Origin of the sequence: Paraburkholderia rhizosphaerae (assembly GCF_004366595.1) — a bacterium.
Classification (GTDB): domain Bacteria; phylum Pseudomonadota; class Gammaproteobacteria; order Burkholderiales; family Burkholderiaceae; genus Paraburkholderia; species Paraburkholderia rhizosphaerae.
This window is the reverse complement of sequence record NZ_SORE01000039.1, coordinates 1-13,018: the sequence shown is the minus strand read 5'-3', so window position 1 is coordinate 13,018 and position 13,018 is coordinate 1. Positions and strand designations below refer to the sequence as shown.

Below are 13,018 nucleotides of genomic sequence, written 5' to 3'. Positions count from 1 at the left end.
ACCTCACTTGTAGACGGGCGGGCGCTTTTCGAGGAACGCGCTAATGCCTTCGAGCGCATCGCGGTGATGCAGCGCGGCGACGAAACTGTCGCGTTCCGCTGCGAGATGCGCGTCGAGCGACTGTGTGCCGGCCGCGCCGATTAGCGTTTTGATGCGCGCGGTCGCGTGCGGCGACAGCTTGCCGAGTTCATCGGCCCATGTGAGCGCCGCATCGCGCACCGCGCCCGGTTTCGCGAGCCGGTTCACGACGCCCAGTTCATAAAGCCGCGTTGCGCTGATTGGCTTGCCTTCGAGCAGCACTTCGGTGGCAAGCTGGCGCGGCAGCGCGCGCGACAGAAACCACGAGCCGCCGCCGTCAGGCGTCAGGCCGACACGCGCATACGACATCACGAACTTCGCGTCGTCGGCGGCGACAATCAGGTCGCACGCGAGCGCGAGCGAAAAACCGGCGCCGGCCGCGGCGCCTTCGACTGCCGCGATCATCGGTTTTGTCGATGCCTGCAGCGCGGCAATCCATTCGCCGAGCAGATCGATGCTTTGCGCCTGCGCCGATGGATCTTTCGCGCGATTCTCCAGCAGCCGGTTCAGGTTGCCGCCTGCGCAGAAGAACTGATCGGCGCCGGTCAGCACGATGGCGCGGACGGATGGGTCGCGTTCGGCGGTTTCGAGTGCTTCGATGCCAGCTGCGTACATGTCCGGATGCAGCGCGTTGCGCGCGCCGGGGTTGGACAGCGTGAGCACGAGCGTCGCTTCGCTTTCGGCAGGGCGTGCGGCGAGCAGTTCGGCGGTCATAACGAGGGCTCCTCGGGGTGAGACGTGTGCGGGTGGTGGTGGGCATCGTCGGCGCTGTCGGTATCGGCCGCATCGCATTGCGTGAGCGACAGCCCAAGTTGCGCGCGGCGTGCGAGCCATGGCGACGGGCGGTAGCGCGGATCGCCGAGCACCGCGTACAGGTTGCGCAGAATCGTCAGGATGGTCTGCGCGCCGAGCGCGTCGCCGAGTGCGAGCGGGCCGCGCGGATAGCCGAGACCCAGCGTGACCGCGAGATCGATGTCTTGCGGCGTCGCGATCTGCCGCTGCGCGATATCGCAGCCGATATTCACGATCGTCGCAACCACGCGTTGCGTAACGAAGCCGGTCGAGTCGCGAATCACGGTGACCGGCACGCCGTCGGTGGCGAATAGTGCGTGCGCGGTGTCGCGGGCGGTGCGCGTAGTCGCGGGTGTCGTCATCAGCGTGCGGCGTTGCGCGCCGACCACCGGAAACAGTGCGTCGAGCGCGACGACGCGCGTTGCATCGAGTCGTTCATCGAGCGCCGCGGTAGTTGCATCGAGACCGAACGGCGTGACGACAATCAGCGCGTCAGCAGCGGGCGTCGCGCCGGTGTCGAGCGGCACGCCGGCCTGCGTAACCAGCGTTTGCACCGCGTCATGCGCTTGCGGATGCCGTTTGCTGATCCAGACGCGCGGCGGCAGCGCAGTCGGCGCCGGCGCTTCCGGCGGCACCTGCTGCTTGCCATCGACATATCGATAAAACCCTTCGCCTGCCTTGCGTCCGATCAGTCCGCCCGCGAGCCGCGTCGCGGTGATCGGCGACGGCGTGAAGCGCGGCTCTTCGTAGAACTGGTGGTAGATCGACTCCATCACCGGATGCGATACGTCGAGCGCGGTGAGGTCGAGCAGTTCGAACGGTCCGAGCCGGAAGCCAGCCTGCTCGCGCATGACCCGATCGATGTCGACGAAGCTCGCGACGCCTTCATCCGCGATCCGCAGGCCCTCGGTGTTCATCCCGCGTCCGGCGTGGTTGACGATAAAGCCCGGCATATCTTTCGCGCGCACCGGTGTGTGGCCCATGCGACGCGCGAGATCGATCAGCGCGTCGCCGGCGGCCGGGTCGCTGCGCAATCCGTCGATCACCTCGACGACTTTCATCAGCGGCACCGGGTTGAAAAAGTGGTAGCCGGCCACGCGCGACGGATCGGTGCAGCCCGCGGCGATCGCGGTAATCGATAGCGACGACGTATTCGACGCGAGCACGCAGCGGCCGCTGACGATGGTCTCGAGTTCGCGGAACAGCGCACGCTTTGCATCGAGCTTTTCGACGATCGCCTCGACAACGAGATCGCAATCCGCGAACTCCGCGAGTGTCTGCGCGCCGGACACCGCGGCGAGCGCGGTGCGCGCGGCGATATCGTCGAGCTTGCCTTTCGCGGTCAGTTTCGCAAAGGTATCCGCGAGATAGTCGCGCGCGGCGCCGGCGGCGGCCGGATTGGTGTCGAACAGGCGCACTTTGAGGCCGGCGAGCGCCGCGATCTGCGCGATGCCGCGGCCCATCGCGCCCGTGCCGACGACGCCGATGGTCTCGATGCGAGATGAGCGAGAGATAGGTGTCATGGTGTCGGTTGTCTCATGGTTATCTTAAAATAGCACGACCGTGCCGTGCCATTCGGCGGGCGTCGGTTTCAAATGCAGGCAGATTCAATGCCTGACGTAGAGGGAGACACCGAATGATCAAGCTATGCGGCTTTGCGCTCTCGAACTATTACAACAAAGTCAAGTTTGCGCTACTCGAACACGCGATCCCATTTGAAGAAGAGACGGTACTCGCGAGCCAGGATGAAGCGGTACTCGTGCATTCACCACTCGGCAAGGTGCCGTTTCTGGAGACGGAGCACGGCAGCCTGTGCGAGTCGCAGGCCATACTCGAGTACGTCGCTGCGTGCTATCCGGAGAAGGCGATTTTTTCGCGCGATCCGTGGGAGGCGGCGAAGGAGCGGGAGTTGATCCTGTTTATCGACGTGCAACTCGAGTTGACCGCGCGCAATCTTTATAAGCAGGCGTTTTTCGGCAACGCGGTGACCGATGCGACGAAAGGTCGGGTCGAAAAGCTGCTGACGCGCCATATACGCGGTTTCAAGCGGCTTGCGCAGTTCGGCCCATATTTGCGTGGAGACACGTTTAGCGTTGCCGATTTCAGCGGCTTCGTGCATCTGCCGCTGGTCGGTCTCGCGACGCAACAGGTGTACGGGCGCGACTTTCTGCTCGATGCGGGCGTCGACTGGAAAAGCTACTGGAAGACGATCAATGCGCGTCCCGCCGCACAGCGTGTGACGGCGGACCGCAAAGCGTACATGGACGCGACGCGCAATACGTGACTCGACCGCGGGCTACGCGCAGCTCGCTGCGGCACGGAACCGTTCAGGCGCAGTCCCGATGCAGTCCAGTTCCGTGGCAAGCACGCAGCACGCCTTGCGTGCAGGGTGGCGCGGATCAGAGACGTGCGAGGCGCTCGAGCGCGGTCGCGAGTGTCTCTTCTTTCTTCGCGAAGCAGAAGCGCACGACGCCCGATTCATGCGGCTCGTGATAGAACGCGGACACGGGAATGGCCGCGACGCCGATCTCGCGCGTGAGCCACATCGCAAATTCGGCTTCCGGCAGATCGCTGATTGCCGAGTAGTCGACGCACTGGAAGTACGTGCCGGTACACGGCAGCAGCCGGAAGCGCGAGTTCGCAAGGCCCGCGCGGAAAAAATCGCGCTTTTTCTGATAGAACGCGGCCAGCTTCAGGTACGGCGCGGGGTCCTGCATGTAGTGCGCAAGACCCAGTTGCATCGGTGTGTTCACGGTGAACACGTTGAACTGATGCACCTTGCGGAACTCGGCGGTCAACGCCGCAGGGGCCGCGACATAGCCGACTTTCCAGCCCGTCACGTGATACGTCTTGCCGAAACTCGACACGACGAAGCTGCGCTGCGCAAGGTCCGGATAGCGCGCGACGCTCTCGTGCGGCGCGCCGTCGTACACCATGTGCTCGTACACCTCGTCGGACAGGATCAACACATTCGTGCCGCGCACGATCGCCTCGAGCTTGCGCATATCGTCCGCGCGCCACACGGTGCCGGTGGGATTGTGCGGCGTGTTGATCACGATCAGCCGTGTCTTCGGCGTAATTGCTGCCGCGAGCTTGTCGAACGGAATCGCATAGTCAGGCGCATCGAGCGTGACGAATACCGGCTTGCCGCCGGCGAGTTCGATCGACGGCAGATAGCTGTCGTAAGTCGGCTCGATCACGATCACTTCGTCGCCTGGATGCACCGCGCACAGGATCGCGGTCAGCAGCGCCTGCGTCGCGCCCGCGGTCACGGTGATCTCGCTCGCCGCATCGTAGCGGCGGCCGTACAGGTTTGCGATTTTCTCCGCGATTGCTTCGCGCAGCGGCGCGATACCGGCCATCGGCGGGTACTGGTTATGGCCCGAGCGCATCGCTTCCGTCACCGCGTCGATGATGCGCGGGTCGCATTCGAAATCCGGAAAGCCCTGGCCCAGGTTGACCGCGTTCTTTTCGACCGCGAGCGCGCTCATCACGGTGAAGATCGTCGTGCCGACGTTCGGCAGGCGGGACGGAAACGTGGGCGTGACGGGCGTGTCGTTCGGTGCATTCATGGCGCTGTCCGGGAATGAGGGCAAAGAGTAGGGGTGATCGGATGGATACGCTGCGTGACTTTGTTCTGCTATGCAGGCGCGCACGCCTGATGCGGCGACAGACAGGCGTCGACGAACTGCGTGGGCTGGCCGATCCGGAAGCCGAAATCCCGCGCGATGCGACGCGCGAGCTTCAGCACCGCGCGATCTTTCGATATGAGCCAGTGCGCGTGACCCGCGTGCGCGAGCTCGATGAATTTCTGGTCGTCGCGATCCTTGCATTGCGGCAGCGGCGGCGCAACGCCCGCGTCATCGCGCGCCGCGGGTTCGATCAACCGGGCTAAACGCGCGACGGTGGCGAGCGCGGCCTCTTTGTCGATCGCGCGCTTCGCGAACTGCGGATAGTCGAGCACATAGGTCAGCTCGGCAAGGCACCGCGTGTCGATCAACGCGCATAGCGCACCGCGTTCGAGCGCGGCGCGGATCGGGCGCGTGTGTGAATCGTCGAACACGAGGATGTCGATCCATACGTTCGAATCGAGCACGATGCGCGGGATATCGGGTGTCGCATTCGCTGACGCAGCGGGCGGCACAGCAGCCGACACAGGCGTCGGCGCAACGGGCGCGGGGTGCGGGGCAAGGGAACCGGGCATGCGTTACATTCGCTACAATCGGGCTTTCGTCTTTTGACCGCCAGGCACGGCGTGCCTGAAAACCCCTATGATAATCGTTCTGTCGCCGGCGAAATCGCTCGACTACGAAACTCCGCCGCACGTCAGCAAGCATACGATTCCCGATTTCGTCGACGATGCGGCCGAACTGATCGGCGGCTTGCGTCGTTTGTCACCGCAGCAGATCGCCACGCTGATGAGCATCTCCGATCCGCTCGCGCAACTGAATTTCCAGCGCTATGCGGACTGGTCTCCACGCTTTCATACCGGCAACGCGAAGCAGGCGGTGCTTGCGTTCAATGGCGACGTCTATGAAGGGCTCGATGCGCGCACGCTGTCGGCCACCGATCTCGACTATGCGCAGCAGCATGTGCGCGTGCTGTCCGGCCTCTACGGGCTGCTGCGGCCGCTCGATCTGCTACAGCCTTACCGGCTCGAAATGGGCACGCGCTTTCCGAACGCGCGCGGTAAAGACCTGTACGCGTTCTGGGGCGAGCGCATCACGCGGGCGTTGAACGCGCAGTTGAAGCACAACAAGGGCGCGGCGCGCGTGCTGATCAATTGTGCGTCGGGCGAGTACTTCAAGTCGGTGAAACCGAAATTGCTCGATGCGCCGGTCGTTACGCCTGTTTTCGAAGACTGGAAGGGCGGCCGCTACAAGGTCATCAGCTTTCACGCAAAGCGTGCGCGCGGTTTGATGGCGCGCTTCGCGGTCGAACATCGGATCGCTAAGCCTGAGGAACTCAAGCAGTTCGATGCGGAGGGCTATGCATTCGACGCCGATGCATCGAACGACGACACTTATGTCTTTCGCCGGCGCGTCGCGAGCTGACGGCGCGCCGTAACCAGCAGCAACGGATACGGGCAGGAACACACGATGACGCTTTCGATCACGAGCAACTTCGACGCTGGCGCAATCGACGTGCTGTCATGCGAGCAGGCCGACGATATTCGTCTGCGTGTGCGCCGCGACAGTCACGCGGAGTTCGCGCAATGGTTCTATTTCCGCCTGTCGGGCGCGCGTGGCGAGCGCTGCGTGATGAAGTTCGAGAACGCCAGTGAGTGCGCGTTCGCCGAAGGCTGGCGCAACTATCACGCGATGGCGAGCTACGATCGCGTGAACTGGTTCCGCGTGCCGACCACATACGATGGCCGCGTGCTGACGATCGATCACACGCCGGACTTCGATCGCATTTACTACGCGTACTTCGAGCCGTATAGCGAGGAGCGCCATGCGGAATTTCTCGGCGCGTTGCAGCAGATGCCGCATGCGACGTTGACCGAACTCGGCAAGACGGTCGAAGGCCGGCCGGTTTCGATGCTGACGCTGGGTATGCCGGAAGCCTTCGCTGCGGGGGCTGCGGTTGCTTCAGGCGGCGTGAAAAAGAAGCGTATCTGGATCATCGCTCGCCAGCATCCGGGCGAGACGATGGCGGAATGGTTTGTCGAAGGGCTCGTCAAGCGACTTGCGGGTTGGGGCGATTGGGCGGGCGATCCGGTCGCGCGCAAGCTCTACGATCACGCGGTGTTCCATATCGTGCCGAATATGAATCCGGACGGCAGCGTGCGCGGCAATCTGCGAACCAACGCGGCCGGCGCGAATCTGAACCGCGAGTGGATGGAGCCCGATGCTGCGCGCAGCCCGGAAGTGCTGGTTGTGCGCGACGCGATTCGCGCGACCGGTTGCGATCTGTTCTTCGATATTCACGGCGACGAAGTGCTGCCCTATGTGTTCGTCGCAGGCTCGGAAATGCTACCGGGTTTCACGGAGCGCCAGGCGCGCGAGCAGAACGCATTTATCGAAGCGTTCAAGCAGGCAAGCCCGGATTTCCAGGACAAATACGGCTACGAAGCGAGCAAATACCGGCAGGATGCACTGCGGCTCGCGTCAAAATTTATCGGCAATGAGTTCGGCTGTCTGTCGCTGACGCTCGAGATGCCGTTCAAGGACAACGCCAACATTCCGGACGAGCGCGTCGGCTGGAACGGCGAGCGCAGTGCGGCGCTCGGCGCGGCGATGCTGCACGCGATCTTGCGGCACGTCGAAGCGTTCGCATAGCGTGTAGTGCCGTTGCGGATGCGCGCACGCGGCAACGTGAGGGTGCCGCCTGCGCGTGGCTCACTTCAGTGTTTCTTCTTCGGTGTCGACGACGTTGTTTTGTGCGTCGTCGTTTTTGTTGCCGATGTCTTGCCTGTCGCTGCCTTGGCGGTCGTCTGCTTGCCAGCCGGTTTGACCGTAGTCTTCGCGCTCGATTTCGCGGTCTTCGCGCTGCTTTTCTTCGCTCCGTTGCCGGACGCCTTTTTAGTCGACGAAGCCTTGCCGTGCGTCATGTGCCGCGCATGTGCGCTCGCTGTCGTATGACCTGGCGCCGGCCGCAACGGCGGCACCGGGTCGTTCCACGAGAATGCCAGCATCTGCGTGCCGACATAACCGCAGCGGAAGTGCAGTTCATCCGGGTTGCCACCGTCGGTGCGAATGCCTTCGCCATCGACCGTCACGATGCTGTCGACCTTGACGCGCTGTTTGCGTTCGTCGAACGAGTCGTTCCACGGTGTGACTGACGAATGCACGTTGTCAAACGCGCTGGGCGGGAACTCGACGTGATCGAATGCAGTGGACGTGCTCGCGACGAAGTTACCATGTGCGGCGCAATCCGCAACGAGCGGATCCGCATGCATGTCGTTGACGAAGTGATTGACGAGCTGATTGTGTTGCTCGAGCTGATCCGCCGACGCAACGATGGGACATGCAAGCGCTACGCTCGCCGCCCATACCGCGATCCGGCCGACCAACCGCAGCAACCGGCGCGGTACGTTGGTGCGATCCATCTTGTAATTGGTGACGCGCTCTTCACGCGGATGAAACGCGATCTGGGCGCAGTAGAAGCACAAATCTGAAGCGAGACTGAGACATCAGCTCAATAAGATGCGCTGACGCCGAACGAAGTTCAATCGTGACATATTTATTTTGCGTCTTTGTGATGGGTCTGCGGAGAACATCGCCCGGTGCGTTTCAGGTGCGCGGACCGCCCAGACGGTAACGGCGCACGTCATAGGTCGTGACCCACGCCGGCCGATAGACCGCGATCAGCGCGGTGGCCATGCCGGTGAACCACGCTTCGCCTGACGCGAGCAGAAATACGCTGAACGCATAGCCGACCGGAATCACCTTTGGCGAGCCGTCCGAGAGGCCGACATGGGTGGCCAACGCGGCGACGGACGCGACCGTCACCGCGATGGCGGGTGACACGAAACCCTGGCCGAAGATGAACATGAACAGGCTGCGCGGCAACCATGCCTTGCCGATACGCTGCAGCAGCGCCGACACGCCGACCGGCAACGCGCCGAAAATAAGGAACGTGAGCGCGATGCCTTGCCACGGTGCATCGAAGACGACCGCGGCAAGGCCGACGACCGCACCCATTGCCAGCAGCGCGAGCGCCCAGTCGAACAGCGTGACGACCAGGGTTGCGCCGAGCAGATGAATCACGGTGCCGTCTTCGAGCCACGCGTTGCTTGCCCACAGCACCGACACTGCGACGATGATCGCGAGCCATACGTGCTGCAGCACCGAGTCTTGAAGACGTTTGAAAGGGTTCTTCCATAACGCGAGCGCGAGCAGCACCGCAGCGGCAATCCAGCCACCGGCAGCGACCCATAGCGGAAGCGGAGTATAGAAGAAACCCATGTGTCTCATATTACTCGTTGGGCGGCGAAACGTGTGAGCGGATTCCGTGCCAGTCGTCGCACGGGGCATCCGGGGCTTCGTCGTTCGGCGCGCTTTCCTGCTGCGGGCCGGTCGTGCTGCTGTGCGCGTCCGTGGCCGCGTCGTTGCAGGTTTCCGGCGTGGGTGGCGTGGGGGCAGGCGCCGCGTCGCCGAATGGCACTTCGGGTTCGGCCGCCATCGGCAGCGGCGTCGCAGTGTCGTTCGCTGGCAACGGATACTTGAACTTGCGGCGTGTGCGCCGCCGCAGTGGCACGATGCCGGGCTGACCCCGCACCGGGCGCTCGGCACTTTCCTGGCTCGTGCGAAGCACTTCGAGCTGCGCGTTGAGCCAGCCGTTGTAGATCGCGACCGCGGCTGCCCGATTCGGCGCGCCGAGCTGCTGGAAGATGCTGGCCAGATGGATCTTCACGGTGCCCTCGCTGATGCCGAGCGCGCGGGCGATCATCTTGTTCGTGCTGCCCATGTGGACGCAGCGCATGATCTGCTCCTGGCGCGGCGACAGGCCGCCGGCGAAGCGCGTGCGCCGCGCAGGCGTCGGCACGACCAGCTCGAGTCGCCGCGGCGTGCCTTCGGCGGGGGAGGGTGTCGCCGTGACGGCGCCCGGGCCGGCTGTCTCGGCGCGCGTTTCCGGCGCGGCGGTAGGGACGGCCGCAGGTGCGGCGGCCGCTGCCGCAGGTGCGGCGGGCGCGTCGAGGGCCAGCGCGCCGGCCGGGATGTAGTGCCCGCCCAGCAGCACGAGCTCGAGCGCACGCACGATCAGACGTGGGTCCGTCGAGCGCGGAATCACGCCGAGCGCGCCGGTTTCGACGAGCCCGCGCACGCAGTCCGGCGAGGTATCGTCGACCAGCACCGCGACCGGTACATGCGGGTGATCCGTAAAGAGCGCGCGCGCGTCTGTGACGGTCATCCAGTCCTGCCAGTCGATTACAAGCAGATCCGGCTGATGCCGCCGCAGGATGCGGTCGGCCTGACGCCAGTCTTGTGCTTCGTTAAAGCGGGCTTTCCGGTCGATCTGCCGCAGCAGTGCCTTGAGCCCTTCGCGCCGTTCGGCGTCTGAATTGAGAAGCGAAAAACGCATTGCCATGCCTCCTGATATGACGATCGAGGTGCCGCGATGCGCGCGAAACGTTAGAGACTGTTGCACGGCGATGCGTCACCCACCAATCCGATAATGACAAATTCCTTAACGGATGACCGCCTGTCCGATAGGCATAGGATCAGTGCACAAAAATGAAAAAAGCCCCGCGTTGGGCGGGGCTTGATCGAGTTGTTCGACGCTGTTCTTAAGAACAGCAGCACATGTTTAGTGGAAATGCGGCTGTGCGGGCTCCGCATCTTCAGGCATTTCTGCATGCACGATCTCGCCGAGCGGATCCGCGTAAAGTGGCACGCCGCAGTCGTCGCAGTATTCCGGTTCAAAGCGGCCCGCATGACGCCGGATATCGGTAATGCCGGTTTCCTTGAGCAGCGCGACGATGTCTTCGAGCGGGCCGTCTTCGGTGCCCGGCTCCTGCGGTTCCTCGTCGATGCTTGGATCGCCGTTCTCGCGGCCGTAGAGCGGCCATACAACGCCATAGATCACGTCGTTGCTGCCGCGCCGCGTGAACCCGATCCGATATTCGTCGATACGCCGCTCGCCGAAGCCGGCGACGACTGCGCGCAACTCCTGCGGCGCCGCGCCGATTGTGTCGAACAGATAACGCACTGCCGTGCGAACCGTGTGCGGGCGCACCCGTTCGTCCGCGTCGCGGCACGCCGAGTAGTACGCGTCGGGCAGCAGGCATTCGAATTCGCAGCCCGGCAGCACGACCGACAGGTTCGCGCCGCCTTGCGCCGCCCATTGCTCGAGGCACTGACCGCGCTCGATGCGGGTGCCATGTTCCTCTTCCTGCCAGCGGAACACCGGTGCGCCGACCGGCGCCGCGACGACAGCTAGCAGAAAACGCGGGTCCGCGAGGATCGGTGAAGTTTCCGGCAACTCGCCGAAGTTGATCTTCGCGTTGCCGCCGCTCATCGCAGCCTGAGTCAACTGTTGTGCGAGGCGCCAGGTTTCGACGTGATGACGTGGCAACTGGTCGATGCTGTACATGAACGGCGCCATCGCGACGCGCGTGCCGGCGGCCAGCACGTGCGCCTGCAGGTGCGCGCGCAGTGCATCGGATGCTTCGCCCTTCAGCGCGCCCGATGGAATGGCATAGCGCGTCCATGCGAGCACCGGCGCGGCGATCAGCAACGCCTCGTAGGTCTCGCCTTCGTGCTCGACGACGAGCGACTCGCTATGCGTTTCGGCCATATCGGCGAGCGCACCGTAGGCGTCCGGGTGGTTCTGCTGCAGATGATCGAGCGCGGCGTCCAGAGTTGTCTGATTGCCGTTGCGAACGATCTTCGCGAGCATGGCGTCGAGTTTCGCTTCCCAGAAACGGTCTTCAGTGCGGCTGCCCGATGCGAATAGGGCAAGCGACAGACCGACCAGCTTGTCGGCTTCGGGGGGGAGGCGTTTGGCTATTCGCGAGCGCATAAATCCGGAGGTTGTGTGCAGAGAACCATACATTCTAGTCCTTTCTCCCGCGCGGTATGTTCAGGCGCGCAGCGGCTATCAGAGGTCTGCATTTGCGAAGGACTGCCGCGCGGTCTCCTGCGGGGACTGAACAGCGTCCGGGATTGCGCTGTAACGCGTTCTCCTATACTGACTGGGCGGGCTTTGTCGTGCATCGCCGTCTGTCGCCGTGGTTTGGCATAGGGAGAGCCTCATGGTGAAATCGGACCAACTCATCGAGCGGCTCGCGGCCGTGTTTGCGCTGATCATTCTGGTCGGCGGTTCGCTGCTGGTGCTCGCGCCTTTCACGACTGCGCTTCTTTGGGGCGCGATTCTCAGCTTCAGTTCATGGGGCTTGTATTGCAGGCTGACTGCGGCGCTAGGCGGGCGCCGCAGATGGGCCGCGACGCTGATGGTGCTGACCATTCTGGTCGTCGTGCTCGGACCCTTCGTCTATGCAGGGTTTGCATTCGGCGCGCATGCGCGCGATATCACGGCGTTCGTGCAGCGTCTCTTCGATGGAGGGTTGCCTGATCTGCCGTCATGGGTCGGGCATATACCGCTCGTCGGGACGAGTATTGAATCGTTCTGGGAGCGCGTGACGAGCAGCAGCTCCGAAATGGCCGCGCAGTTGCGCACGTTGGCCGCGCCGGCCGGCAAGTGGATTCTCTCGGCTGCGCTCGCGGTGACGCACGGACTGGGGTTGCTTGCGCTCAGCATCATTCTCGCGTTCTTCTTTTATACCGGCGGCGAAGGGGCTGCCGCATGGCTCAATGCGGGCATGCGGCGCGTCGCGGGCGAGCGCGCCGATTATCTGCTCGCGCTGGCGGGTAGCACGATAAAGGGCGTGGTCTACGGCATTCTCGGCACGGCGCTCGTGCAAGGAGTGCTGGCCGGGTTCGGCTGCTGGATCTCCGGCGTCCCCGCGCCTGCGCTGCTCGGGCTCGCGACGTTCTTTCTATCGGTCATACCAGGCGGCCCGGTCGTGGTCTGGCTGCCGGCCGCAATCTGGCTTTATCACGGCGGCGAGACCGGGTGGGCGATTTTCCTCATTGTGTGGGGTGTCGTGGTGGTCGGCATGTCCGACAACGTCGTCAAGCCGATCCTGATCGGCAAGAGCAGCGATATGCCGCTGATACTCGTGATGCTCGGGATTCTCGGCGGCGCGTTTGCGTTCGGTTTCCTCGGCGTATTTATCGGGCCGACGCTGCTCGCCGTTGCGTACACGGTGCTGCACGACTGGACGGTAGGCACGCGAGCGTCTTCAGGCGAAGCGGTCGCGAGCGAGTCTTCCGCCGCGGCGATGCAAGGACCTTCCCCGGCGTCCCGTGAAGTCGAAAAGTCACCTGGAAAATAAATCTCGGATTTCACTTGCGCCGGCTTCGGCGAGTGACTAGAATCTCGGTCTTTCGCGCTTCAAGCGGCCCGGATGTGAGGGGTGATGGAGTGAAGTGCGGAAGGCGGGAGTGCCAGCAATGGCGCGGGTTTGCGCGACACGCAGCAGGTTGGAAGAAGTTAAAAACCTGTTGACGATGTGAGTGGAAGTCTGCATAATCTCGCTTCTCTGCTGCAACGCGCAGCGGACACGCAGGAAGACGGTGGTCAGGGTCTTTCGGTCGTGAAGTGATCTTTAACAATACACAGCCGATAAGTGTGGGCGCTT

General features: G+C 63.6%; 12 protein-coding genes. 4 read left to right on the top strand and 8 right to left on the bottom strand.

The genetic code is table 11. The features are described from left to right. Positions 1-3: 3 nt before the first annotated feature. Together BX592_RS31290 and BX592_RS31285 are read right to left on the bottom strand one after the other, a co-directional pair. Positions 4-792 (bottom strand): oxepin-CoA hydrolase, alternative type, encoded by a 789-nt coding sequence (locus BX592_RS31290; RefSeq protein WP_134197165.1) that lies wholly within the window; start codon positions 790-792, stop codon positions 4-6. Further along, positions 789-2,393, bottom strand: a complete 1,605-nt coding sequence (locus BX592_RS31285; RefSeq protein ID WP_134197164.1) for a 3-hydroxyacyl-CoA dehydrogenase — start codon at positions 2,391-2,393, stop codon at positions 789-791. The genes BX592_RS31290 and BX592_RS31285 overlap by 4 nt, the downstream gene beginning before the upstream one ends. 113 nt (positions 2,394-2,506) lie before the next feature. On the opposite strand from BX592_RS31285, the gene BX592_RS31280 reads away from it, so the two are divergent. Further along, complete coding sequence (locus BX592_RS31280) at positions 2,507-3,154, top strand: glutathione S-transferase family protein (protein WP_134197163.1); 648 nt, start codon at positions 2,507-2,509, stop codon at positions 3,152-3,154. A gap of 115 nt (positions 3,155-3,269) precedes the next feature. Here the strand turns inward: BX592_RS31280 and BX592_RS31275 are convergent, their stop codons facing one another. Continuing rightward, a complete protein-coding gene (locus tag BX592_RS31275) occupies positions 3,270-4,442 on the bottom strand; it encodes a pyridoxal phosphate-dependent aminotransferase (RefSeq protein WP_134197162.1) in 1,173 nt (390 codons plus the stop codon). Between the two features lie 68 nt (positions 4,443-4,510). Beyond that, positions 4,511-5,074: a putative toxin-antitoxin system toxin component, PIN family gene (locus BX592_RS31270; RefSeq protein ID WP_134197161.1), complete on the bottom strand. Its 564-nt coding sequence runs from the start codon at positions 5,072-5,074 to the stop codon at positions 4,511-4,513. Positions 5,075-5,141: 67 nt separating this feature from the next. Here BX592_RS31270 and yaaA point away from each other — a divergent pair, with 67 nt between their 5' ends. After that, positions 5,142-5,924, top strand: coding sequence for a peroxide stress protein YaaA (gene yaaA, locus BX592_RS31265; protein ID WP_134197160.1), 783 nt, complete (start codon positions 5,142-5,144; stop codon positions 5,922-5,924). 45 nt (positions 5,925-5,969) lie between these two features. Then, positions 5,970-7,151 (top strand): M14 family metallopeptidase, encoded by a 1,182-nt coding sequence (locus tag BX592_RS31260; protein ID WP_134197159.1) that lies wholly within the window; start codon positions 5,970-5,972, stop codon positions 7,149-7,151. 65 nt (positions 7,152-7,216) lie between these two features. Here BX592_RS31260 and BX592_RS31255 read toward each other — a convergent pair whose 3' ends face one another. The 4 genes from BX592_RS31255 to BX592_RS31240 all read right to left on the bottom strand — a co-directional run bounded on the left by BX592_RS31255 (position 7,217) and on the right by BX592_RS31240 (position 11,337). Continuing rightward, complete coding sequence (locus tag BX592_RS31255) at positions 7,217-7,921, bottom strand: BspC domain-containing protein (RefSeq protein ID WP_134197158.1); 705 nt, start codon at positions 7,919-7,921, stop codon at positions 7,217-7,219. A 184-nt stretch (positions 7,922-8,105) separates the two neighbouring features. Next, a complete protein-coding gene (locus BX592_RS31250; RefSeq protein WP_134197197.1) occupies positions 8,106-8,780 on the bottom strand; it encodes an energy-coupling factor ABC transporter permease in 675 nt (224 codons plus the stop codon). Positions 8,781-8,790: 10 nt separating this feature from the next. Next, positions 8,791-9,897 (bottom strand): response regulator transcription factor, encoded by a 1,107-nt coding sequence (locus BX592_RS31245; RefSeq protein ID WP_134197157.1) that lies wholly within the window; start codon positions 9,895-9,897, stop codon positions 8,791-8,793. Positions 9,898-10,122: 225 nt separating this feature from the next. Next, positions 10,123-11,337, bottom strand: a complete 1,215-nt coding sequence (locus tag BX592_RS31240; RefSeq protein ID WP_134197196.1) for a DUF2863 family protein — start codon at positions 11,335-11,337, stop codon at positions 10,123-10,125. A gap of 232 nt (positions 11,338-11,569) precedes the next feature. Between BX592_RS31240 and BX592_RS31235 the strand changes: the two genes are divergently transcribed. Beyond that, the gene (locus BX592_RS31235) at positions 11,570-12,712 is read left to right on the top strand and encodes an AI-2E family transporter (RefSeq protein WP_134197156.1); all 1,143 of its coding nucleotides are present in this window, start codon (positions 11,570-11,572) and stop codon (positions 12,710-12,712) included. The last annotated feature ends 306 nt before the right edge of the window (positions 12,713-13,018 follow it).

Bases quoted from the DNA above. Each gene is read 5' to 3' on its own strand.
- BX592_RS31290 (WP_134197165.1), bottom strand. From the start codon at position 792: ATGACCGCCGAACTGCTCGCCGCACGCCCTGCCGAAAGCGAAGCGACG.
- BX592_RS31285 (WP_134197164.1), bottom strand. From the start codon at position 2,393: ATGACACCTATCTCTCGCTCATCTCGCATCGAGACCATCGGCGTCGTC.
- BX592_RS31280 (WP_134197163.1), top strand. From the start codon at position 2,507: ATGATCAAGCTATGCGGCTTTGCGCTCTCGAACTATTACAACAAAGTC.
- BX592_RS31275 (WP_134197162.1), bottom strand. From the start codon at position 4,442: ATGAATGCACCGAACGACACGCCCGTCACGCCCACGTTTCCGTCCCGC.
- BX592_RS31270 (WP_134197161.1), bottom strand. From the start codon at position 5,074: ATGCCCGGTTCCCTTGCCCCGCACCCCGCGCCCGTTGCGCCGACGCCT.
- yaaA (WP_134197160.1), top strand. From the start codon at position 5,142: ATGATAATCGTTCTGTCGCCGGCGAAATCGCTCGACTACGAAACTCCG.
- BX592_RS31260 (WP_134197159.1), top strand. From the start codon at position 5,970: ATGACGCTTTCGATCACGAGCAACTTCGACGCTGGCGCAATCGACGTG.
- BX592_RS31255 (WP_134197158.1), bottom strand. From the start codon at position 7,921: ATGGATCGCACCAACGTACCGCGCCGGTTGCTGCGGTTGGTCGGCCGG.
- BX592_RS31250 (WP_134197197.1), bottom strand. From the start codon at position 8,780: ATGGGTTTCTTCTATACTCCGCTTCCGCTATGGGTCGCTGCCGGTGGC.
- BX592_RS31245 (WP_134197157.1), bottom strand. From the start codon at position 9,897: ATGCGTTTTTCGCTTCTCAATTCAGACGCCGAACGGCGCGAAGGGCTC.
- BX592_RS31240 (WP_134197196.1), bottom strand. From the start codon at position 11,337: ATGCGCTCGCGAATAGCCAAACGCCTCCCCCCCGAAGCCGACAAGCTG.
- BX592_RS31235 (WP_134197156.1), top strand. From the start codon at position 11,570: ATGGTGAAATCGGACCAACTCATCGAGCGGCTCGCGGCCGTGTTTGCG.